The organism is Pseudomonas sp. A39 (assembly GCF_058145955.1).
The window spans coordinates 60,580-84,657 of the sequence record NZ_JBYVMD010000025.1 but is presented as its reverse complement, the minus strand read 5'-3'; the positions used below and the strand labels follow the sequence as shown (position 1 = coordinate 84,657).

The window sequence follows — 24,078 nt, the reverse complement described above, 5'->3', positions numbered from 1 at the left end:
CCCCCTCTCTCATCGATTTGGCACCCCGGCAATTTCAATTGCGGCGTAACAGCGTATTCGGCGCCACACCAAATGCCTTGCGAAACGCATGGCTGAAATGGGAGAAGTCAGAAAACCCGAAGTCCAGCGCCGCCTCGGACACGCTGCGTACCTGGCCGCGTTCAATCGCTTCTCGACTGGCATTCAGGCGCTCTTTCCAAATCTCTGCAACGGGGGTTTTCTGGTAGCGTGCGAAGGCCCGCGTAACGGTGCGGGTGGACACATTGTGGGCTTTGGCGATGGCTTCAATCGACAGGTCCGGCTCAGTCAAGTGCCGTTGGATGTACTGCATGATGCGGCCGTAGAGGTCCATCTCCTGATGGCTTGTTTTCAGGTCCTGGAGTTCCAGGCTGATCACAAGCAGATCAAGCAAAGCACTTGAGTAACGATTCGAGATGCGCTCGTCCTGCAGCGATGCCGGCGCGCTCGCGGCCTGATGCAGCATTTCGCGTAAAGGAACGACACCAGGACGCCGGTCGTCGAGGACCATCGCGGTGTACTCGGCAATACGCGGCAGGCGCTCGGTGAGCAACGCTCTCGGAATACGGATCAAGTGGTTTTCGGTACCACCCAGGCTGAAGCGAAACGCCTGAGTTGCGTCATAAAGAAACAAATTGCCGGTTGCCAGGCTGGCTTTTCTTGAGCCTTGTTCTATTTGCCCATGGCCATTTCGAGCGAAACCCAACCATAAATCTTCGGCCGGACCGCTGCGCAGGTGCTGCTCGGAACGCTCCCAGTAGTGCAGCGGCGAAGACAGCGAACAGATGTCCAGCTCGCCGACGGTATTGACGGTGAGCGAGCCATCAAAGCTGCTCTGGGACAAGGGTTTGCTATCGGCGGCCAGGCAATGGCGACAGACCACTTCTTTCCAATAATCAAACCGACGGGGTGCCGGAACAGCAAGGGTCGAATACTGAGTGCTTGGGTTCATGACACTGACCTCGACAACGATGCAAGAGGCGCTCGAGAAGTTGTAACGTGCGGCCAATTTTCAGGCATGAAAAGCAATTAACAGGCCAAGCGCAGTGGCAGGCCTGCTTGAGCGCGCTGCCACGTGGTTTCCATCGCGATTGTCGGCGGCCTTCGCGGGCTGTCGCCCGGTGCCGCCATCACCCTTTAAGGGCATGGCACGTCACCCGGTCGGTGCACGCGCACCAGCGCGGATCACGGGTAAACCTCAGCTCCAGCCTTGTCTTTTCCAACCAAATGGTTGTCTCGCCGAACAAAGCGCCCCCTCCTCGCCCAGCCTAATTTCCACCTCACAGCAGCTCATTCATCCGCTGATGAGGCACGCCATGCATCGACACGACTCACAACGATTGGCTGATTCCTCCTGGCTTCTGCAGCGGCGCGACCTTGCGCCTGAAGAGTCGGCTTATTGGTTGATTGAATGGAGTGCCATGCAGCTGCTGCACCGACGGCAGATCGCCAAGCGCGACCAGCCACCGACGCGCTAACGCCCAACCGTAGGCCTGAACGAAAATAACGAGGAGCTCAAGATGGAATCTGCAATCGACACACATCTCAAATGCCCGCGCACCCTGTCCCGCCGTGTACCGGACGAGTATCAACCGCCGTTCCCTATGTGGGTCGCACGCGCTGACGAGCAACTGGAACAAGTGGTGATGGCCTATCTGGGCGTGCAATATCGCGGCGACGCCCAGCGCGAGCCTGCATTGCAGGCGATGCGTCACATCGTCGGCAGTTTCAGCCTGGCCGATGGCCCGCAGACTTATGATTTGACCCACCACACCGACAGCAGCGGCTTTGATAATTTGATTGTGGTCGGGTACTGGAAAGACCCGGCCGCCCACTGTCGCTGGTTGCGGTCACCCCAAGTGAATGACTGGTGGAGTTCGCCGGATCGGCTCGGTGAAGGCCTTGGTCATTTCCGCGAAATCACCGCGCCGCGCACCGAGCAGTTCGAGACGCTGTACGCCTTCCAGGAGAACCTGCCCGGTGTCGGCGCAGTAATGGATACGACCAGTGGAGAGATCGAAGAGCACGGTTACTGGGGTTCGATGCGCGACCGTTTCCCGATCTCCCAGACGGATTGGATGAAGCCCACGAGCGAGCTGCAAGTGATCGCGGGTGACCCGGCCCAGGGCGGACGGGTCCTGGTCCTGGGGCATGACAACCTCACACTGATTCGTTCCGGCCAGGACTGGGCGGATGCCGAGGCTGAGGAGCGCTCGCTCTACCTCGACGAAATCTTGCCGACGTTGCAGGACGGCATGGACTTCCTGCGTGACAACGGCCAGCCATTGGGCTGCTACAGCAACAGGTTCGTGCGCAATATCGACCTGGACGGCAACTTTCTCGACCTGAGCTACAACATCGGTCACTGGCGCTCGGTGGAGAAACTCGAACGCTGGGCTGAATCTCACCCGACTCACCTGCGTATTTTCGTGACGTTTTTCCGCGTGGCCGCGGGTTTGAAGAAGTTAAGGCTGTACCACGAAGTGTCCGTGTCGGACGCCAAGAGCCAGGTCTTCGAGTACATCAACTGTCACTCGCAGACCGGCATGTTGCGCGACGCGCTGCCGCCAACCACCTGAGCACCATCGGCGTTTACCTCCCCCCCTTTCTGCCGCCTTGCCACCCTCCTCGGGTGGCCGGTCTCCCTGTGCGAGGAATAAATGATGAATAAGATCCGCCTGCTGACGCTCTCTACGCTGTTGCCCGCGCTTCACGCCAACGCCGGTGAAGTAGCGCCCGGCGATTACGAGCAATACCCGGTCGGCGCTACGATCGGGGCGATTTATTACCAGCACGCCACCACGGACTCGGCTTATGCCAACGGCCACAAGGTCAGCTCTGACTTCAGGGTGAGCTCTGACATCGGCATCCTGCGGCTACTGCATGTCTACGCACTCTCCGACACCGTCACCATCGACCCGCAATTTCTTTTGCCTTTCGGACACGTCTCCAGCGCAGGTGACGCCTCAGCCCTGGGCAGCACTCGCGGCGTTGGCGACTTGATCCTCACGGCGCCGGTCAAATGGCGGTTCAACGAAGCCCGCGACACCCTCAGTATCGCCCCCTACCTGTATGTGCCGACGGGTACGTATGACAAGGACGACGCGCTCAATCTCGGCGAGAACCGCTGGAAATTCGAACTGCAGAGTGCGTACGTCAAACACTTCACAGAAAAATGGGCGATGGACCTGGTCGGCGGTGCCACCTGGTATGGCGACAACACAGACTACGGTGCCAATGCCGACCGTATGAAGCAGGACGTTTCCTACGCAGCGCAGATCATGGGGCGTTACATGCCAGACGCCAGCACCGCGTTTGGTATCGGCTTCGGGCGCACCTGGGGAGGTGAGACGAACATTGAGCACGTCAATCAGGATAACGAGCTTGGCACCACCAACTTCCGTCTCACCGCCACCAAATTCGTCACCCCCCAAGACCAGATCCAACTGCAATTGGGCAAGGACCTCTCGGTGGACAGCGGCACCAAGGAAGACTTCCGCATGAACCTGCGTTATGCGCGCATTTTTTAACGCAAGGGTCTGCGACCGCGTGCCCTTTGCGTCTTTGCACAGCGGTGTCCGGCTCAGCCAAGTCGATGTCTTTCTCAACCAAGCCTGCGACTTGAGGCGCGGACTATCTTGAGCGCCAGGCCCACTGATATTGATGAGCAGCAGTGCTCTTCGGCCACTTACGATAAGGACAGCCCAACCATGCCAATTGTGCGCCCCACCCTTGAACAGCTATTGGATGTATCGAGCCGCCTGCACATGCAGATCAGTGCGGAGCAAGCCCACGAATACCTGGCGCTTATGCAGTCAAGCTTCGATGCTTATGACCTGATTGACGAGCTGCCTGACTTCATTCCGCCGGTGCGTTACGAACGCAGTTCGGGCTATCGACCCTCGGCTGCACACAACCCGCTCAACGCCTGGTACTTCCGCACGGAAGTCAGCGGTGCCCGCGAAGGCAAGTTGGCGAGTAAAACCGTGGCACTGAAGGACAATATTTCACTCGCGGGCGTCCCCATGATGAATGGTGCAAAGCCCCTTGAAGGCTTCGTTCCATCATTTGATGCCACCGTTGTCTCCCGCTTGCTGGATGCCGGCGCAACCATCCTCGGCAAGGCAACCTGCGAGCATTACTGCCTGTCCGGGGGGAGTCACACCTCCGATCCGGCGCCGGTGCACAACCCCTATCGCCACGGATTTTCCTCGGGTGGGTCGTCTTCCGGCAGCGCCGCACTGGTTGCCGCGGGCGAGGTTGACCTGGCAGTCGGCGGTGACCAAGGAGGGTCGATCCGGATTCCTTCCGCATTCTGCGGCACTTACGGGATGAAGCCGACTCACGGACTGGTGCCTTACACCGGGATCATGGCCATCGAGGCGACTATCGATCATGCCGGCCCCATCACGGCAAACGTACGCGACAACGCCTTGATGCTGGAGGTCATGGCGGGAGCGGATGGGCTCGATCCGCGACAAGCCGCGCCCCAGGTCGACACGTACAGCGATTACCTGGAGCGCGGTGTGAGCGGGCTGAGGATCGGAGTGCTGCGCGAAGGCTTTGAACTGGCCAACCAGGACCCGCGTGTTGCCTCGTCTGTGCGCAATGCCATCGACGCATTTGCACGGCTGGGTGCGCAGGTCGAAGAGGTGTCAGTGCCTGAGCACAAGATTGCCGGTGCGCTGTGGCACCCCATCGGCTGTGAAGGCTTGACGATGCAGATGATGCACGGCAATGGGGCCGGCTTTAACTGGCAAGGGCTGTATGACCTCGGGTTGCTGGACAAGCAAGCCGGATGGCGCGACCAGGCGAATGACCTGTCCGCCTCTCTCAAGCTGTGCATGTTCGTCGGGCAATACGGTCTGGAGCGCTACAACGGTCGTTTCTACGCCAAGGCACAAAACCTCAGGCGCCTGGCACGCTCCGGCTATGACGCCGCATTGGCGCGCTATGACCTGCTGGTGATGCCTACCGTGCCAATCATTGCCCAGCCCCATCCGGAGCCCGGTTGCTCGGTCACCGAGTACGTGGCCCGAGCGCTGGAAATGATCGGCAATGCCTCCGCACAGGACATCACTGGCCATCCGGCCATGTCGATTCCCTGTGGCCTGGTAGACGGTTTACCTGTCGGGCTGATGCTGGTGGGCAAACACTATGCCGAAGGCACAATTTACCAGGCTGCCGCGGCATTCGAGGCATCGGTTGACTGGAAAAACAGTCAGTAGCCGGTGCGTCCCCTTGCAGCGCAAGAGAATAAGCCGCCGGGCGCTGCCTAGAAGCTCAACGATGAGGAACCAACTGATGACCACACCTGAAAATAAAACATCAACCCCGGGTGAGCGAGCACAGGCATTACTGCACGTGCTCAAACAAAAGGACCTGATCCCCGACGGTTACATCGAGCACATGACACAGCTGATGGCACACGAATGGAGCCCGCAGAACGGTGCTCGGGTGGTGGCCAAGGCATGGGTGGACCCGCAGTTCCGCGAGCTGCTGCTCAAGGACGGTACCGCTGCGTGCGCCCAATTTGGCTATACCGGCCCGCAGGGTGAATACATTGTTGCGCTGGAAGACACGCCCAGTGTGAAAAACGTGATCGTGTGCAGCCTGTGCTCCTGCACCAATTGGCCCGTCCTGGGCTTGCCGCCGGAGTGGTACAAGGGCTTCGAGTTCCGCGCTCGACTGGTTCGCGAAGGGCGCACCGTGCTGCGTGAACTGGGCACGGAGCTGCCGGATGGGGTCACCATCAAAGTGTGGGACACCAGCGCCGAAAGCCGCTACCTGGTGCTGCCTCTGCGGCCAAAGGGGAGCGAATCCATGGATGAAGAGGCACTTCGAAAATTGATTACCAAGGATGTCCTTATTGGCGTGGCGCTACCGTACGTCGCCTAATCAGGGTGCTTTGTTTCTTTCAATTTTCATTCTCTATTCATTCGCTATTAAGAGGTATCCACGATGGATGGCTTTCACGATCTCGGCGGTTTCCAAGGCTTTGGCAAAGTCCCTCACACCGTCAACAGTCTGAGCTACCAACCTGTGTTCAAGCAGGACTGGGAGCACCTGGCGTACAGCTTGATGTTTATCGGTGCCGATCACTTGAAGAAGTTCAGCGTGGATGAAGTGCGCCACGCCGTCGAACGCCTGGACGTGCGCCAGCATGTCGGCACCCAGTACTACGAACGCTATGTCATCGCCACCGCCACCCTGCTGGTCGAAACCGGCGTCATCACCCAGGCGGAGCTCGATCAGGCCCTGGGTGCTCACTTCAAGCTGGCGAACCCCGCGCATGCGCAGGGTCGCCCGGCGATCACTGGCCGACCGCCTTTTGAAGTCGGCGACCGGGTTGTCGTGCGTGACGAGTATGTGGCCGGGCATGTCCGCATGCCGGCCTATGTGCGCGGCAAGGAAGGCGTGGTCCTGCACCGAACTTCAGAAAAATGGCCGTTCCCGGACGCCATAGGTCATGGCGACTTGAGCGCTGCGCATCAGCCAACCTACCACGTCGAGTTTCGCGTCAAAGACCTGTGGGGGGATGCAGCCGACGACGGTTTTGTGGTGGTCGACCTGTTCGAAAGCTACTTGGACAAGGCCTCCAGCGCGCAAGCGGTGAACCTATGATTGACGGCGCCCAGGCGGGCCGACTGCCGGTGACCGTGCTTTCTGGCTTCCTCGGCGCCGGCAAAACCACCCTGCTCAATCATATCTTGCGCAATCGCGACGGCCTGAAAGTGGCAGTCATCGTCAACGACATGAGCGACGTCAACATCGATGCTGAAGAGGTACAGCGCGACGTGGCGCTGCACCGTGGTCGAGATGAATTGATCGAGATGAGCAATGGCTGTATCTGTTGCACGCTGCGCGCCGATTTGCTCGAGCAGATCAGTGCCCTGGCACGCCAGCAACGTTTTGACTACCTGCTCATCGAGTCCACGGGCATTTCCGAGCCGATGCCGGTTGCCGAGACGTTTGCATTCCTTGACGCAGAAGGCTTCAGCCTCAGCGAACTGGCGCGGCTCGATACCTTGGTGACGGTGGTCGATGGCAGTCGTTTTCAGGCGTTGCTCGACGCGCCAGACATCGTGGCCCGCGACGACGCCCAAGCGGACGCACCCAAACGCCATCTGGCAGATCTGCTGATTGAGCAGGTGGAGTACGCCAACGTCATTCTCGTCAACAAACTGGACCTGATCGACGAGCCCGGTTACCAGGCCGTGCACGCGATCCTCACCGGCCTTAACCCGACCGCGCGGATCATGCCGATGACACACGGCAACGTTGAGCTATCAGGCATTCTCGGTACTCATCTGTTTGATTTACCCAGCCTGGCTGCATCACCCGGCTGGATGAAAAAAATGCAGGCCGATGACACACCGGCCTCCGAGTCGGACACCTACGGCGTGACGTCATGGGTGTACCGCGAGCGTGCCCCCTTTCACCCACAGCGATTATTCGATTTTCTGCAGCGCCCCTGGTGCAACGGGCGCCTGTTGCGCAGCAAGGGTTACTTCTGGCTCGCCAGCCGGCACCTGGAAACCGGCCTGCTGGTGCACAGCGGCAGGCAGTTCCAGTGGGACTATGTCGGGCACTGGTGGAACTTCATCGAGCCGTCGCAATGGCCGCGGGATGAATATCGGTTGCGAAGCATCATGACCAAGTGGGACAGCATTGTCGGCGATTGCCGGCAGGAGTTGGTCTTTATCGGCCAGGATATGGATACCCACGTGTTACAGCGCGCCCTCGACGACTGCTTGCTGAGTGCCCAGGAAATCGCCGCCGGCCCATCCGCCTGGCAAACGCTGCCGGGCGCGAACGTCTTTGACGCCCAGGCCTTATCGGCCCCAATGCAATCCTTGCAGGCTGTTCCCATTTGACCGAGGTAGAGGTGCCCTATGCTCTTTTTCCGCCGCACCACACACCGGGTATTGGCGCAGCTCGCCGACCGGCTGTACCAGCCTGGGCAGGCGAGCACGCCATTGTCGTCGAACAACCGGTCAGTGCACCGCATCCTGGCAAGCGTCGAACACCTGCTGCAAGAGCGGCAAGCCGTTAAGGAGCAGGCCAGCGCACTGACGTTTCGCGTCAGCCAACTGGAAGAGCACCTGGCCGGCCGTGACAAGCTGTTGCAGCAATGGGAGGCGCGCTGGGCACTGATCATACAGGGCGCAGATGAGCTGTTCTGGGAACTGGAGCTGGATGGAACCGCTGCACCTGGGCCGGAATGTGCGATGACGTGGACGGGGCCTGCGTCGAATCCGGCCCAGGCGATGGATCAGCTCGGCGCGTGGAGTGAACAGTTGCACCCGGATGACCGGCAAGCGCATATGGCAGCGCTCGCCAGGCACCTTGCCGATCGTAGCGGGCGGACGGCATTTGCGCTCGAGGTGCGCATGAAGCCTGCACCCGGCGATGACTACCGCTGGTGCAGCATCAGCGGTGCCTCGCGGCGCGATGCGCAAGGCGCAGCGCTCTGCATCGCGGGGACCGTGCGTGACATTCATGCACAGTACCTGCACAACGAGGCGCTCGAACTGGCGGCCACACGTTTCGATATTTCCCGGGAGATGCTGCATGACGGGCTCTGGGACATCGAGGTGGTGGCAGGCGACCCGGCGAACCCAAAAAATACCATTTGGTGGTCTTCGCAAATGCGCCGACTGCTGGGATGCAACACGGTTGAGGAGTTCCCCAACACCCTGGAAAGCTGGACCTCGCGCTTGCATCCCGACGATAGCGCAAGGGCCATCGGCGCATTCGTCGCCCATGTGGACGACCGCAGCGGCAAGACACCGTTCGATGTGGATTATCGACTCAAGCACAAAAACGGCACTTACCGCTGGTTTCGCGGCCGCGGGCAAACGCGCCGCGCGCAGGACGGCTCTGCGCAACGGGTGGTGGGTGCCATCACCGACATACATGCCCACCATGAAGAAAGCACGATGCGCGAGGCCCAGGCGCAACAACATCGGGTGATGCAGGAAACCCTCACCAAGCTGACGCAGATTGTTGCCACCATCCAGGGCATTGCCAGCCAGACCAACCTGCTGGCGTTGAATGCCGCCATTGAGGCGGCGCGAGCAGGCGAAGCCGGTCGCGGGTTTGCCGTGGTCGCCGATGAAGTGCGCAAGCTCGCCACGCGAACCAGCCAGGCGACCCAGCAAGCGGCCGAGATGATGGACAACTAGCCACATCCCTGCGCCTGCGCGGCGTGCGTGGGCACAGGGCAACTTCCAACAATAATAATCAGGTACGTTATGCGCGATTACGACTCAGCGGTGTCAACGTTCGACTATCTACAACTGGCGGCTCAAGACTTGCACGGCGAACCGGAAGCCTTGAACGCCTGCATCGAGTGCTGCGACCGGCACGCTCATGGCAATGCCGTGGCGTTGTACTGCGAAACGCGGGATGGCCGCGCCACGCGCTATACGTTCAGCGAATTGCAGGTGCACGCTGCGCGCTTCGCAAACTTCCTGCGAGCGCAAGGGGTACAGCCGGGAGATCGTGTCGCCGGACTGCTGCCACGCACAGTTGAACTGGTGATTACTGTCCTCGGGACCTGGCGCATCGGCGCGGTTTACCAACCGCTCTTTACCGCATTCGGGCCCAAGGCGATCGAGCAGCGATTGGCGTGCTCCGGGGCACGCTGGATCGTGACCGATTCCCACAACCGTCCCAAGCTGGATGACATCCCCGACTGCCCTCGCGTCATCGTGGCCGACGGCCCCCCACAGCACCCGAGCGATGACGGTTTCTGGGACGCCCTCGGCCGTCAACACGCCGACTGCACGCCTGAGCTGCTGGACGCCAGTGCGCCTTTCCTGCTGATGTGTACCTCGGGCACTACAGGACCTGCCAAGCCGCTTGAGGTGCCTTTGAGCGCCATTCTGGCCTTCAAAAGTTATATGCGCGATTCAATCGACCTGCGCGAAGACGACCATTTCTGGAACCTCGCCGACCCCGGCTGGGCCTATGGCTTGTATTACGCAGTCACCGGGCCACTGGCGTGCGGCCGGGCCACGCTGTTCCATGACGGCCCTTTCACCGTGGAAAGCACCTGCCGGATTATCGCCAAGTATGCGATCAGCAACCTGGCCGGCTCGCCCACGGCCTATCGCCTGCTGATTGCTGCCGGGGCCGAGTTCGCCGACGCCGTGCGTGGTCAACTGCGTGTCGTCAGCAGCGCCGGCGAACCGCTCAACCCGCAAGTCATCCGTTGGTTCGCCGAACAGCTCGGCGTGGTCATTCACGACCATTACGGCCAGACCGAAATCGGCATGGTGCTGTGCAATCACCATGGGCTACGCCATCCGGTACGTGAGGGTTCTGCCGGTTACGCGGTGCCGGGGTACCGGATTGTCGTGCTGGATGATGCGTATCAGGAATTACCGACGGGTCAGCCGGGCGTACTGGCGGTGGACCGCGAGCGCTCGCCCCTGTGCTGGTTCAATGGCTACTTGCATATGCCCACCAAGGCTTTTGTCGACCGTTACTACTTGAGCGGCGATATCGTGGAGCTCAATGCGGACGGCAGTATCAGCTTTGTAGGCCGTAACGACGATGTGATCACCACATCCGGCTACCGCGTGGGGCCTTTCGATGTCGAGAGTGCGCTGATCGAACATCCGGCAGTCGTCGAAGCCGCGGTGATCGGCAAGCCCGACCCGCAACGCACCGAGCTGATCAAGGCGTTTGTGGTGCTGAACCGTCAGTACCTGCCCAGTGCGGAGTTGGCGGAAGTCTTGCGCCTGCATGTCAAACAGCGCTTGGCTGCGCATGCGTACCCCCGGGAAATCGAGTTCGTCGAACAACTGCCCAAGACCCCGAGTGGCAAGGTGCAGCGGTTCATTCTGCGCAACCAGGAAATTGCCAAACAGCAGGCACTCGACACATGACTCACGGGCGTATGGCTCCCGCGCTGAGCCGCTCGGAGTTTCAGCGCAGAGCCCTGGAGCTGTTCAAGGAGCGTAGTTTCAGCCAGGTCAGCATGCGCGAATTGGCGGCGCATGTTGGCATCAGCCCGGGGGCGATTTATCACCATGTCGAGAGCAAGGAAGCCATGCTGTTTGAATGGCTGACAGAGCTGTATCAGGCACTGTTGTCGCACGTCGACCTGCTCAAGGCCCGAAGATTGACGCCCGCGCAACGCCTGACAAAACTGATCGAAGGCCATCTTAAATTGCATGAGCAGATGACCGGGCACTTCAAGTTAGCGGTGATGGATGCCAATTGCCTGGGCGCCCCGATGCAGGCACGCGTTGAGCGATTGAGGCTAGCCTATGAGTCAGAATTCATGAAATTGGTCGGTCAGTTGGGCCATCCACCCGGCGGGCCGTTGCGCGAGGGTGCGCTTACTGCGATTTTGCCCCTGCTGAACAGCCTACCCACCTGGCTGAGCTCGAAGGTTGATAAGGGGCAACGTCGGCTTATTACAAAGACCATCGCCGATGCGGTCATACACGCCATAAACGCCCTGCCTTGAGTGCCCCTACCCAGCGCTGGATGTCAAAACTGACTCAAGGCCCTTTGTTCGCGTCCACGACCCATTGGCGACCCTGAAGTCTTTGAGAAACCGACATCACCTTCACAAATAACACGGGCACCCACAACACGCCCAGCACTGTTGCCGCGAGCATTCCACCGATAACCCCGGTTCCGATCGCTTGCTGGCTGGCAGCACCCGGCCCGGTGGCGAGCGCCAGGGGCACCACGCCCAGGATAAATGCCAGTGACGTCATGATGATCGGGCGAAAACGCAGGCGTGCGGCCTGGATCGCCGCATCTGCAAGGCTCGCACCTTGGGCGTGCAGCGCTTTGGCAAACTCGACAATCAGGATCGCGTTCTTCGCCGACAGGCCGATGATGGTGACCAAGCCCACCTTGAAATAGACGTCATTGGGCATGCCCATGACGGTGACGGCAGCCACTGAACCCAACACGCCCACCGGCACGATCAACAGCACGGCAAACGGTATCGCCCAACTTTCATACAAGGCCACGAGCACCAGCAGGACCGTCAACAGTGATAAACCCATCAACAGCGGCACCTGGGCACTGGATTGTTGCTCCTGCAAAGACAACCCGGCCCATTCCAGGCTGAAGCCGGCCGGCAGTTGCGCAGCGATGTCCTGCAATGCCTGCATCGCCTGGCCGGTGCTGTAGCCGGCAGCGGCATCACCGGTAAAGCGCAGCGATTGCGAGCCGTTGTAACGCACGATCTGCAGCGGGCCGACTTGCCACTCGAAACGGCTGAAGGCTTCCAGGGGTACCAGTTTGTTCTGCCGGTTGGGCACTTGCAGGCGCAGCAGCGCTTCAGGTGTCTGGCGGCTACTGCCGTCGGCCTGGACGATCACGCGCTGCATGCGCCCCTGGTTGGCGAATTCGTTGATTTGTTGTGAGCCCAAGGCCGCCGATAACGCGGCGCTGATCACATCGAAACTCACACCGAGGGCCTCGGCTTTTTCCCGGTCGATGTCGATTTTGATCTGCGGTGCGTCCGCCAGGCCTTCATCGCGCAGGCTGCCGATCACGGGGGACGCCTTGGCCGCCGCGAGCAGTTGTGCGCGGGCTCCCAGCAACTCGGCGTGAGGGTGGCCGGTCAGGTCTTGCAGGCGCAGTTCGAAGCCGGCGGACGTGCCAAGGCCATCGACCGCCGGCGGCACGGTGCTGAACACGCTGCCGTCGCTGACATCTTCAAAGGCCCGGGTCGCGCGCTGTGCCACGGCGCGGCTGGCCTGGTCTGATCCGCGAACCGACCAGTCCTTGAGGCTGATATACGACAAGGCGGCATTGGCCCCCTCGCCCGAGAAGCTGAAGCCCAGGATACTGAGCACCTGGTGGGTGGCCGGTTGTGCCAGGGCGTATTGCTCCCAGGCGTTCACCGTCACCTCGGTACGCGCGGCGGAGGCCGCTGGCGGCAGTTGGATATCGGTGACGGTGTAGCCCTGGTCCTCACTGGGAATAAAGGAGGATGGCAAACGGTGATAGGCCAACACCAGCACCGCCAGCAATAGCAGGTACAGACAGACGCTGCGAGTGCCGCGCCGCACCCAGGTGCCGGCGACGCGCTCATAGTGTGCGGTCAACCTATCAAAGTGGCGATTGAACCCAGGTACCCGCCGTGTCGGATCAAAAGGCTTCAGCAATGCCGCACACAGCGCCGGAGTCAGGGTCAGCGCGAGGAACCCGGAGAACAGAATCGACACCGACAACACTAGGGCGAACTGCTGGTAGATCACGCCCACCGAACCGCCCATGAAGGCCAGCGGCAAAAACACCGTTGCCAGCACCAGGGTAATGCCGACAATGGCTCCGCTGATCTGACGCATGGCTTTGCGGGTCGCGTCCTTGGGCGACAGACGCTCCTGGCTGATCAAGCGCTCGACGTTTTCCACCACGACAATGGCATCGTCCACCAGCATGCCGATGGCCAGCACCATGCCGAACAGCGTCATCATATTGATGGAAAACCCCAGCACCCCCATCACGGCCAGCGTGCCCGACAGGCACACCGGCACGACCACTGCCGGGATCAGGGTGTAGCGCAGCTTCTGCAAGAACAGCCACATCACCAGGAATACCAGGACCATGGCTTCGATCAAGGTGTAGACGACCTGCTTGATCGCGGCATGGACAAAGGGCGCCGTGTCGTACGGCACGCTCAAGCGCATATTGCCCGGCAAGGTGCTCGACAGATGCTCCAGACGCGCCTTGACCGCCTGTGCGGTCTGCAACGCATTGCCACCCGGCGCGAGTTGCACCGACATGGCGGCCACGGGCTTGCCGTTGAGGCGGGCATCGAAGCGGTAGTCCTGGCGCCCCAGCTCCACCCGCGCCACATCGTGAATCCGCACACTGGCGCCATCATCATTGGCGCGCAGGACGATATTGCCGAACGCCTCCACCGACTCCAACTGGCCTTGAACCATGACGGTCGCGGTGATCTGCTGGTCCACCGGGCCCGGACGTTCCCCCATGCTACCGGCCGGTACCTGCACGTTCTGCGCCGCGATGGCTTTGCTCACGTCCGCCATCGACAGGCCGTAACCCACCAGCTTCGCCGGGTCGACCCAAATGCGCATGGCGCGTTCGGCGGTATACATCTCCACGCGGCCGACCCCGGCCACACGACGAATTTCGTTGTTCACCGCGCGGGCTGCAAAGTCGGCCAGGCCGACCGAGTCCTGCTGCTCGTCGGTGTACGACAGGGCGTAGATCATCAGGAAGTTCGCGCGTACCTGCTCGACTTTCAATCCTTGCTCGATCACCGCCTGGGGCAAACGCCCCACCACCCGTTGCAGGCGGTTTTGCACGTCGATCTGCGCGCGATCCGGGTCAGTGCCCGGTTTGAAGGTGACGGTCGTGTCTGCGCTGCCATTGGCGCTGGTGGACTCGTAGTAGAGCAAGTCCGGCAGGCCGTTGAGTTCCTCTTCCAGCAGGCTGGTGACGTTGAGGTTGATGATCTGTGCCGACGCGCCAGGGTAGCTGGCACTCACGCTGATTTGCGGCGGCGCAACGTCGGGGTACTGGCTGACCGACAAACGGCCGAGCGTCAACGCCCCAGCCAGTACGATAAACAGCGCGATAACCCAGGCGAAATTCGGACGCTCAATGAAAAAGTCGACCATTTCAGTCTGCGGCCTGTCGTGCAGACAGGGTATCGACATTGACCTTGCTACCGGCGCTGAGCTTGTCGGCCCGTTCCACCACCACCCGCTCACCCGCCTTCAATCCTTGGATGATCTGCCAGTCGGGGCCGAGCATCGCGCCGGTGCTGACGATGCGCTCCTGTACCACGCCTTGGGCGTCGACCAGCATCAGCCGGGCTTGTCCGTCGGTGCCACGCTGCACCGCCTGCTGCGGCACGAACAGCGCCTGTGGGTCAACCCCCGCCGGTGCCACCACCCTTACGTACATGCCGGGCAGCAGCACGTTATCGGGGTTGGGAAACTCACCGCGCAAGGTCACCTGGCCGGTGCTGCGGTCTACGGAAATATCGGAGAACAGCAGCTTGCCCGCGCGAGTCTGCGCCGGGTTGCCGACCTGCAGCGAGAACTGGGCCGCGCCCTCCCCGGTCAACACCAGGCGGCCGTTGGCCACGGCTTGGCGCAGCGCCACGACCTGTTCGGCGGGCTGGGTGAAGTCAGCGTAGATCGGGTCCAGTTGCTGAATCCGTGCCATCTGCGTGGCTTCGTCCTGGCCGACCAGCGCGCCCTCGCTGACCAGCGCACGGCCTATGCGGCCGCTGATCGACGCACGCACCTGGCAGTAATCCAGATTGAGTTGTGCGGTCGCCCGGTCAGCTTCTGCGGCCAGGCGGTCGGCCTTGGCGCGTTTGAGGTCGGCAATTGCATCATCAAACAACTGCGGACTGACCGCATTGATCTCGACCAATTGCTTGTAGCGCTGCACATGCGCATTGGCGCGATAGACATCCGCCTCGGCCCTGGCCAGGTCACCTTCCACGCGCATCAACCTGGCCTTGAGCGGTGCCGGGTCGATGCTGAATAACAGCTGGCCAGCCTTGACGTCACTGCCTTCGACAAAATGCCGCGCCAGCACCACCCCGGCGACCCGCGCGCGCACTTCTGCGACGCGCACTGGTTCGATGCGGCCCGGCAGTTCGGCCGTCATGGCAAAGGCGCGGGGTTGTACGGTCAGGGTCTTGACCTGCGCCGGCAGCGTCCTGGACGCAACGAGCGGCGGCGCAGGGTCGCAGCCGCCAAGGGCCAGCGCCGCAAACAGCAGTGTCGATACAGCCTTGTGCATGTGTCGTCCTTACGCTGAAAAATGCGCACTGCCATGCCTTTGGCAGGCGCCGGGCATCGCTCGATCAGGGCTGCGTGGTGATCGAGTGGGCGGCTTGGAACAGGATCTGCGCAACAAAATCAATTTCCTGCTCGGTGATGATCAGCGGCGGCAGGAAGCGCACCGTTGCTCCGTGACGCCCACCCAGCTCGACGATCAACCCATGTTTGAGGCACGCCTGCTGGAAAGCCTTGGCCCGCGCAGTGTCCACCGGCGGATGCCCTTGTACATCAGGCACCCCGCACGGGTCGACGATTTCCATGCCGAGCATCAGGCCGCGGCCGCGCACGTCGCCGACCCAGGTGAATTCACTTTGCAGCGCCTGCAACTGCTTGCGCAGGTGCGCGCCGACGGTCTCGGCGTGGGCCACCAAGTCATTGTCGCGGATGAAGCGCAAGGTCGCCGTACCCGCCGCCATTGCCAACTGATTGCCACGGAACGTGCCGGCATGCGCACCGGGCTGCCAGACATCCAGCGCGTCGTTATAGACCATGACCGACAACGGTAGGCCGCCACCGATGGCCTTGGACAAGGTGATGACGTCCGGGGTGATGCCCGATTGCTCGAAACCGAACATACGGCCGCTGCGGGCAATGCCGCATTGGATTTCGTCGACGATCAGCGGGATACCGTGGGCACGGGTCAAGCGTCGCAGTTCCTGCAGCCAGCGGTCCGGCGCGGCGATCACACCGCCCTCGCCCTGGATCGGCTCCAGGATCATCGCAGCCGGCAACGTCACACCGCTTTCCGGGTCGTTGAGCAGATGTTCCAGGTAGCGCACGTTGAGGGTGACGCCTTGATCGCCGGCGACGCCAAATGGGCAGCGGTAATCATGCGGGTACGGCAGGCGTTGCACGCCCGGCATCAGGGCGCCGAGGGCATTTTTTGGTGACAGGTTGCCGCTGATGGCCAAGGTGCCCAGGGTCATGCCGTGATAGGCGCCTTCGAACGCCAGCACCGAATGACGACCGGTGGCGGTGCGAGTCAGTTTGAGTGCCGCTTCCACGGCGTCCGCACCGCTGGGGCCGCAAAACTGGATACGCGCGTTGCGTGCGAAGTCTGCCGGCAGGCAGCCGAAGACTTCCTGGACAAAGGCATCCTTGACCGGCGTCATCAGGTCCAGGGTATGCATCGGCACACCGGCCGCCATCACTTGCGTGATCGCCTCGATGACCACGGGGTGGTTATGGCCCAACGCGAGGGTTCCGGCGCCGGCCAGGCAATCGACGAACACCTGCCCGCGACTGTCCTGTACGTAGATCCCATAGGCACGTTCAAGCACCAAGGGAATACGTCGGGGGTAGCTGCGGGCGTTTGATTCCTGCTGTTGCTGGCGCTCGAGCATCGGCGTCAGGTCCAGGCAATAAGGTTGGGACAGCCCGGTATGCGCCAGGCGTAGCTGTGGCGCACCACCGTGCGTGGCATTCGAAAAAGCGCTCATGAGATCCTCCATGGAGGCTGGGTGTGGAAGCAAGTGGGACTGCCTGGGCGCGAGCGCCCCAGGCAGCAAACAGCTTGAAACCAGACGCTGGGAATGCGCATCCCTGCGCCCATCGACTTACATGTCGTAACGCAGTACCAGGCCGAATGTGCGCGGGGCGCCCACATCGATGATGTCGCCAATGCGGTTGCTCGTGACGTATTCCTTGCCGAAAGCGTTTTTCAGGTAACCGGACACCGCAACGTTCTTGGTCACCTTGTATTCGGTGCTGAAGTTGGTCAGCACGTAGTTGTCACTGCGGCGTACTTTGCTGACGTTGCCGTTGGCGTCGAACTCGAAGTCGGACGGCGCGGTGCTCTGGTAGGTGAGGTCGGTGTTGAGGGTCAAGCGGTCGTTCCAGCGGTAGGTACCGCCCACCGACATTTTGTATTTCGGCGAGTAGAGGAATGGCTGGCCGCTACGATCCAGGCCGTCGCCGGTGTTGAAATCCTTGTATTTGGCATCGGTGATGGCGCCGCCGATGTTGAGGGTCAACTGCTCACCGAAGTCTTTTTCGACGCTGACTTCCAGGCCCTTGATGTCGCTGCGACCGGCGTTGTACACAAGGAAGAAATTGCCCGACGGGTCGAGCACGCTGACCTGCTGGTCTTTCCAATCGGTGTAGTACAGGTTGGCGCGCGCACGCAGGCTCTTCTCGAGGAACGAACCCCGATACGACAGCTCGTAGTTGGTGGTGTACTCCGGATCGTAAGCCTCGTGGCCGCCACCGGCACGCACGTTGACGCCACCGCCTCGGTAGCCTTTCTGCACCATGAAACCGACGTACTGATCAGGAATGAACTGATAATCGACGCCCAGTTTCGGCAAGAGTGCGCTGAAGGATTTCTTGACCTTGCCAGGGCTGGAGAAGTCATCCTGCTCGATATCGGTGTCGTTGGTTTCGTAGTCGTAGCGCAGGCCGGTGATCAAAGTCCAGTTCGGCGCGAAATCCCAGTCCACCTCGCCGAACAGCGCGGCGTTGTTGATAGCGACATCGCCTTTGGCTGCACCGCGTTGCACATTGTTGAACAGCAAGCGATCGTGGAAGCTGTTGGTGGTGCGGCCAAAATACACGCCACCGAAGCTGCGGATCGTGTCGGACTCATAACCCAGGCGCAGTTCCTGGCTGAACATGTTGCCGGCCTGGTTACGCAGGATCTCGTTGTTCGCCGTGGCGGTCTGGTCGAAGTCCTTGCGCGCGGTGTAGTCCGAGTGGGTGTAGGTGGTCAGGTTGGTCAGTGTCCAGGCATCGTTGAGACGCCAGTCGATCTTCGCGCTCAAGGTGTCCTGGTTAAGGTTGTCGTAGGCCTTGGTGTTCGAGGCGATCTTGTAATACTGGACCTTGTCGCCGATGCGGGTGATCGAGTTGTCGCCCTGACGGTGTTCGTTGTGTGCGTAGGTCAACAGCACATCGGTGTCGTCGTTCGGCGTGATCAACAACTTGCCGCGATAGTTGCTCGTGCGGTGCGGGTTGGCATCGTCGTGATTGGTGGTGTTGCGGATATAACCGTCGCCGTCCTGGGTATCGATGGCGATGCGGCCGGCGATCTTGTCGTCGACGATCGAGCCACCGCCGGCCACGGCTACACCGCGCTCACCGTAGTTGCCGATGTTGGTCTGGGCGGAGAAGGATGGGTCGAAGGTTGGGTTCTTGGTCTGGATCACCACCGCGCCGGCCAGGGAATTGCGGCCTTGGGTGGTGGACTGCGGGCCGAGGAAGACTTCAACCTGCTCCGTGTCCCACAGGCCGATCGGGCTCAACGTCAGCGCCCGGTTCGGTTGTTGGGCGCCATCGACGTACACCGACACCGCGCCGTTCAAGGTCGCCGGGCCCTGGTCATCGAAACCCGACACCGGCACACCACGGATACCCCAGTTTTCGTTACCGGCTTGGTTGTACACGCCAGGGGTGCGGGCGAATACGTCGATCAGGTTGTGATCGGCCTTGTCGCGCAGTTGCTGTTCGGTCACGACGGCCACGCTCGACTGGGTCTTCTCAAGCGAGCGGTTGATCTTTTCGCCGGTGACGGTGACCGGCGCAATCTCCAGTGCGGCGGGTTGATCGTCCGCCCATGCGCTGTTCAACAGGTACATGGCTGAGCCTACCGCCAACGCAAGTGTATTAATTTTGTAATTCACGCCCCGCTCCCCTACCGCAGTTATTTGTATTTTTATCCGTTGGCAAATCGCTGTTTTTTCCCAGCGGGGCGGAGTCTAGTCGAAAAAAAATATTAAAGGAATAGTATTGATAATCCCTCTCATTCACACCTAATATACTTTCTGTATTCACATATACACATTAGGTTTCAAAGTCTCGCCGAGGCCACTGCCCAGTTTTAACGGCCTGCTGTCACGTTGCTACAGAGCCAAGAAAAATAAACAGGATGTGCAAAGGATGACCTCAATCGAACACCCGAACGGACGTTCCGAGCCTGTTTCAATCAAGGATCAAGCCCACGGCGCAGCGGTATTGCCAAGGTGCGTGCAGGCTGCCCCAGGCCAATCGATCCATGCGCTCGAGCCGTCGATCCGCGACAGCCTTGATGACAGCCTGCGTACGGTGGGCGGCGTGCTGTTTCGCGGCTTCAACGTCCCCACCCCGATCGACTTCAAACGCTTTGCCGCCAGTTTCGGCGCGCCGCTGGCCAGCTACGAATTCGGCTCCACGCCACGTAGCAAAGTGTTCGCCGGGGTCTACAGCTCGACGGAATACCCGGCCCACCAATTCATCCCTTTGCACAATGAGCAGGCCTATACCCGCCCCTGGCCTTCGCGCATCTGGTTCCACTGCATCAAGGCCAGTGAAACCGGTGGCGAAACGCCAATCTGCGACAGCCGCCTGATTTATCAGCGCATGCCCGCCGAGATTCGCGAGCTATTCGCCAGCCGCGAGTTGCTCTACGTGCGCAACTACAGCGGCGCCCTCGACCTGCCCTGGCAAAAAGTGTTCAACACCGAAGACCGCGCCCAGGTCGAACGCTATTGCCAGGACAACGACATCGAGTGGGAATGGAAGGCCGACGGCGACCTACGGACCCGCCAACGCTGCGCCGCCGTGTTGCAGCACCCCGAGACCGGCGAGTGGGTCTGGTTCAACCAGGCGCACCTGTTTCACGTCTCGGCCATTGAACCCGCCGTGCGTGCCAGCCTGCTGGCGGCCGTCGGTGAAGAGAACCTGCCGCGCCATGTGTATTTCGGCGACGGCTCGGCGATTCCCGATGCGATGCTCGATACGGTGCGTGCGGTCTATGACCAGACCGCCGTCAGCTTCCCTTGGGAACCCGGCGACATTCTGATGCTCGACAACCGACTGGTCGCCCACGGGCGCAATCCTTATACCGGTGACCGTAAAGTCATCGTGGCCATGGCGTAAATCCCACCATGTTTGCATTCAATCACTGGATCGAAGTGCTGGAGGCTAACGCCCTGCACTTCCCGCAGCGTGCTGCCTTGCATTTCCTGCCGGACGGCGTCGAGATCGGCGAAACCCTCACGTTTGCCCAATTGCACGAGCAGTCCCAATCCCTGGCGGCCGCCTTGCAGGCGCGTTGCAGTCCAGGCGACCGCGTGTTGTTGATGCTGCCGAGCAGCCTCGACTATGCACGCGCGTTCTGCGCCTGCTTGTATGCGGGGCTGATCGCCGTGCCGCTGTTCCCGCCGCCGTCCCGCAAGCCGCGCCATCTGGATCGCGTGCGCAATGTCGTGATCGATGCGCAGCCAGCGCTGATCCTCGCGCCCTTGGATCATTGCGAAGGTCTACGCGAATTGGTTGAACATCGCGTCGATGTGTTGACCGTCAACAACCTCGGCACCCCGGCGCCTGACACGTGGCAACGGCCGGCGATCGACGGCGCCAGCGTGGCGTTCCTGCAATACACATCGGGCTCCACCGGCACGCCCAAAGGCGTCGAAGTGCGCCAGCGCAACCTGATCGCCAACGTCGAATTGATGCGCAAGGCCTACGGTTTCGATGAGCACGGCGCCATGGTCAACTGGCTGCCGCTGTACCACGACATGGGCCTGATCGGCGGCGTACTCGCCCCGCTCTACAGCGGCATGCCGTGCTACCTGATGGCCTCGCAGACCTTCGTGAATGCACCGTCCACCTGGCTGCAGGCCTTGAGTCGCTACCGCGCTACCGCGAGCTTCGCGCCGAATTTTGCCTATGCCCTGTGCAACCGCGTGGTCAGCGACAGCCTTATCGCCCAGCTCGATCTGAGCGCCTGGCAGCACGCAATCAACGGCGCCGAGCCGATCCACCCGGCCACCCTCGACGCCTTCGCCCGACGCTTTGCCGCGTGCGGCCTCAACCCCATGGCCATCAGCCCCGGTTACGGCCAGGCCGAAGCTACCCTGTGCGTCAGCGCAACGCCCGCCGAAGCCCTCCCGGTGGTGTTGCGCCTGGACAAAAGCGTGTTGGAGACCGGCCACGTGGCCCTGGCGTCCGGCGACGCCACTGCGGTTGAGTTTGTCGCCTGTGGCTACCCGCAAGCGCTTCACACCATCGCCATTGCGGACCCGAACACCCACGAACGCTGCGCCGTCGACCGCATCGGCGAAGTCTGGCTGCAAGGCCCGAGCAACGCCGAGGCCTACTGGAAAAACCCCGATGCCAGCCGCTACGCGTTCAAGGCGCAGATTGTCGGTGAGCCCGGCTATTACCTGCGCTCAGGTGACCTGGGTTTCATGCATGAAGGTCAAATCGTCATCTGCGGCCGCCTCAAAGACCTGCTGATCCTCAACGGCCGCAACCTTTACCCCCACGATATCGAGTTTGCGATCACCGACAGTGAGCCGGGCATCCGCACCGGACGCATCGCGGCCTTCTCGGAGATGGACCCGCTGCTCGGCCGCGAGAAACTGGTGATCGTTGCCGAGCCGCAGCGCAAGTTTGTCGACCCGGCACATCACCCGGCGCTGTTCGCGTCGATGCAAACCGCCGTGCGTGAAGCGGCCGACTGCGGCATCGACCAGATTGTGCTGGTGGAAGCCGGCACCATCCCGATGACCACCAGCGGAAAGATCGCCCGCCAGGGTGCGCGCAACCAATGGGCGGCCGGCACCCTGAGCATCATCGCCCAGAGCGGCGGGCAGGCAAGCACGCCCGTTGAACGCATCGCTATCGAGCAGCTGCGCCGGCAGCCGAGCCTTTCGGCCTGCCAGCAGTGGCTGGAACAGACGCTGATCGAGGTCAATCCGTACCTCAGCGTCGACGTCGAGCTCAGTCTGATCGGCTTGGGCCTGGACTCCATCGGCATTGCCGATTTTGCCGCGCGCCTGCACCGCGACCTGGGCTGGGACCTCGACACCCAGAGTCTGTTCGGCGAACGACGCCTGGCCGAATGGGCGCAGGCGCTGCTCGTGTACCTCGGGACTCCGGCGCCCGGTGCCCGCCTCGAATCAGACGCTACCCCCCACCCTCGCCACCAATCCTTCGCCCAGCGTCGCCTGTGGTTCCTGCACCAGTTGAACCCGCAGGACACCCACCACAACCTGGTATTGCACCTGAAGCTGCAAGGCCCAGTTGACAGGGACGTCTTGTCGCAACGGCTCAATGCCCTGGTCGAGCGTCACAGTGTGCTGCGCACGGTCTATCACGATAGCGTTGATGGCCCGCAGCAACAGGTGCTGCCGGCCAGCAACGTGCGTTTGACCCTCCATGATCAATTGGCGGACTGCCTGGCCCAGGAACACGCCACCCCGGTCGACCTCAAGCAAGGCCCACTGCTACGCGCCCACCTGATCAGCCACGATCACCAGCACGACCTGCTGCTGACCCTGCACCACATCGCCTTCGACGGCCGCTCCGCACAACTGCTGCTGGCTGAACTGGCGGCCCAGGCCGCCAATGAAACGCCGGTGCAATATCTGGACTTTGCCCGTTGGGAAGCCGCGCACTGGACAGACCAGCGCATCGCCACGCACCAGGATTTCTGGCGCGAACACCTGGCCGATGTGCCGCAAACCTTGGACCTGGGCGGCAGCGGCACTACCCACGGCGAACACAGCCTGAATTTCAGCCTGCCCCAAGCCACCTGCGACACCCTCGCCTGCGTCGCCCGTGAACACGGCATGACGCTGTTCATGCTGCTGTTGGCCAGCTATCAACTGGTGCTCAAGCAATTGGGCGGCCAGCAACGTTTTCTGCTCGGCACTGATGTGAGCGGCCGTCCGCTGGCCGCGCACAACGAGGTGATCGGCTTCTTTGTCAACCAGCTGACCCTGCGCTGTGAGATAGCCGGGGAAGGGACGCTGGCGGATTTTTTCGCGCACGTGCGTGATGAGGCGCGACTGGCGTATGCCCACCAGGACCTGCCGTTTGACCTGGTTGTCGCGGCGCTGGCCCCAACCCGGCGCGCCGGCCATTCGCCGCTGTTCCAGGTCAAGCTCAACTATCAACCGTCGCGGGTTGCGCCGGTCACTCTTGCCGGTGCACAACTGACGAGCATGGACGTTGCGCAGGCGCCGGGAGACTTCCATCTGGTGCTCGACCTGGTGCATGCCGGCCACGGCATTGATGCCACGCTCAAATACCGTGGCGAGTACTTCGATCAGCCCCGAGCCTTGCGCCTGCAGCATTTGTGGAGCCGCCTACTCGGCGAAGTTCGTGATCTGCTCGGCGAGTCCCTGCCCGCCCTGGCCCAGCGCCTTGACGATTGGGATCAAGCTTTCCAGCGCGAAAGCCAGCAGTCCCACGCCCTCGCCGGTCGCAGTCAGTTGCTGCAAACCAAACGTCGCTCACTGACCCTTTGATCAAGGTGGATGCTTGT

Annotated in this window: 16 protein-coding genes and 2 pseudogenes; 13 read left to right on the top strand and 5 right to left on the bottom strand. The window is 61.5% G+C overall.

The window, feature by feature from the left end:
* Window positions 1–34: 34 nt before the first annotated feature.
* Window positions 35–970, bottom strand: a complete 936-nt coding sequence (locus tag AC3ZU9_RS19195; RefSeq protein ID WP_012724367.1) for an AraC-like ligand-binding domain-containing protein — start codon at window positions 968–970, stop codon at window positions 35–37.
* A 364-nt stretch (window positions 971–1,334) separates the two neighbouring features.
* On the opposite strand from AC3ZU9_RS19195, the gene AC3ZU9_RS19190 reads away from it, so the two are divergent.
* From AC3ZU9_RS19190 to AC3ZU9_RS19140, 11 genes and pseudogenes are all read left to right on the top strand, one after another.
* Window positions 1,335–1,496 (top strand): hypothetical protein, encoded by a 162-nt coding sequence (locus AC3ZU9_RS19190; protein WP_163825841.1) that lies wholly within the window; start codon window positions 1,335–1,337, stop codon window positions 1,494–1,496.
* Between the two features lie 42 nt (window positions 1,497–1,538).
* On the top strand, window positions 1,539–2,597 hold the full coding sequence (gene oxdA / locus AC3ZU9_RS19185; protein ID WP_490091188.1) for an aliphatic aldoxime dehydratase: 1,059 nt from the start codon (window positions 1,539–1,541) through the stop codon (window positions 2,595–2,597).
* A gap of 84 nt (window positions 2,598–2,681) precedes the next feature.
* Window positions 2,682–3,548 carry a transporter gene (locus AC3ZU9_RS19180; protein ID WP_093545620.1) on the top strand — a complete coding sequence of 289 codons (867 nt, stop codon included), beginning with the start codon at window positions 2,682–2,684 and terminating at the stop codon, window positions 3,546–3,548.
* Window positions 3,549–3,728: 180 nt separating this feature from the next.
* Window positions 3,729–5,246: an amidase gene (locus AC3ZU9_RS19175; RefSeq protein WP_490091187.1), complete on the top strand. Its 1,518-nt coding sequence runs from the start codon at window positions 3,729–3,731 to the stop codon at window positions 5,244–5,246.
* Between the two features lie 76 nt (window positions 5,247–5,322).
* The gene (gene nthA, locus AC3ZU9_RS19170; protein ID WP_012724372.1) at window positions 5,323–5,916 is read left to right on the top strand and encodes a nitrile hydratase subunit alpha; all 594 of its coding nucleotides are present in this window, start codon (window positions 5,323–5,325) and stop codon (window positions 5,914–5,916) included.
* A gap of 63 nt (window positions 5,917–5,979) precedes the next feature.
* Entirely contained in the window at window positions 5,980–6,642 is a 663-nt protein-coding gene (gene nthB, locus AC3ZU9_RS19165) for a nitrile hydratase subunit beta (RefSeq protein WP_012724373.1), read from the top strand.
* Entirely contained in the window at window positions 6,639–7,895 is a 1,257-nt protein-coding gene (locus AC3ZU9_RS19160; RefSeq protein WP_012724374.1) for a GTP-binding protein, read from the top strand. The genes nthB and AC3ZU9_RS19160 overlap by 4 nt, the downstream gene beginning before the upstream one ends.
* Before the next feature lie 18 nt (window positions 7,896–7,913).
* Window positions 7,914–8,912, top strand: a pseudogene (locus AC3ZU9_RS19155) (PAS domain-containing protein); the annotation flags it as partial.
* Window positions 8,913–9,197, top strand: a pseudogene (locus AC3ZU9_RS19150) (methyl-accepting chemotaxis protein); the annotation flags it as partial.
* Window positions 9,198–9,275: 78 nt separating this feature from the next.
* Window positions 9,276–10,916, top strand: coding sequence for an AMP-binding protein (locus AC3ZU9_RS19145; RefSeq protein WP_490091186.1), 1,641 nt, complete (start codon window positions 9,276–9,278; stop codon window positions 10,914–10,916).
* A gap of 11 nt (window positions 10,917–10,927) precedes the next feature.
* Window positions 10,928–11,503, top strand: a complete 576-nt coding sequence (locus tag AC3ZU9_RS19140) for a TetR/AcrR family transcriptional regulator (protein ID WP_490091185.1) — start codon at window positions 10,928–10,930, stop codon at window positions 11,501–11,503.
* 34 nt (window positions 11,504–11,537) lie between these two features.
* Here the strand turns inward: AC3ZU9_RS19140 and AC3ZU9_RS19135 are convergent, their stop codons facing one another.
* The 4 genes from AC3ZU9_RS19135 to AC3ZU9_RS19120 form a co-directional block, all read right to left on the bottom strand.
* Window positions 11,538–14,648: a multidrug efflux RND transporter permease subunit gene (locus AC3ZU9_RS19135; protein WP_490091193.1), complete on the bottom strand. Its 3,111-nt coding sequence runs from the start codon at window positions 14,646–14,648 to the stop codon at window positions 11,538–11,540.
* Window position 14,649: 1 nt separating this feature from the next.
* On the bottom strand, window positions 14,650–15,789 hold the full coding sequence (locus tag AC3ZU9_RS19130; protein WP_490091184.1) for an efflux RND transporter periplasmic adaptor subunit: 1,140 nt from the start codon (window positions 15,787–15,789) through the stop codon (window positions 14,650–14,652).
* A gap of 64 nt (window positions 15,790–15,853) precedes the next feature.
* A complete protein-coding gene (locus tag AC3ZU9_RS19125) occupies window positions 15,854–17,269 on the bottom strand; it encodes a diaminobutyrate--2-oxoglutarate transaminase (protein WP_080567193.1) in 1,416 nt (471 codons plus the stop codon).
* A 117-nt stretch (window positions 17,270–17,386) separates the two neighbouring features.
* The gene (locus AC3ZU9_RS19120; RefSeq protein WP_012724381.1) at window positions 17,387–19,447 is read right to left on the bottom strand and encodes a TonB-dependent receptor; all 2,061 of its coding nucleotides are present in this window, start codon (window positions 19,445–19,447) and stop codon (window positions 17,387–17,389) included.
* Window positions 19,448–19,703: 256 nt separating this feature from the next.
* Here AC3ZU9_RS19120 and AC3ZU9_RS19115 point away from each other — a divergent pair, with 256 nt between their 5' ends.
* Together AC3ZU9_RS19115 and AC3ZU9_RS19110 are read left to right on the top strand one after the other, a co-directional pair.
* Window positions 19,704–20,681 carry a TauD/TfdA family dioxygenase gene (locus tag AC3ZU9_RS19115; protein ID WP_093545635.1) on the top strand — a complete coding sequence of 326 codons (978 nt, stop codon included), beginning with the start codon at window positions 19,704–19,706 and terminating at the stop codon, window positions 20,679–20,681.
* Window positions 20,682–20,689: 8 nt separating this feature from the next.
* Window positions 20,690–24,061 carry a condensation domain-containing protein gene (locus AC3ZU9_RS19110; RefSeq protein WP_490091183.1) on the top strand — a complete coding sequence of 1,124 codons (3,372 nt, stop codon included), beginning with the start codon at window positions 20,690–20,692 and terminating at the stop codon, window positions 24,059–24,061.
* The last annotated feature ends 17 nt before the right edge of the window (window positions 24,062–24,078 follow it).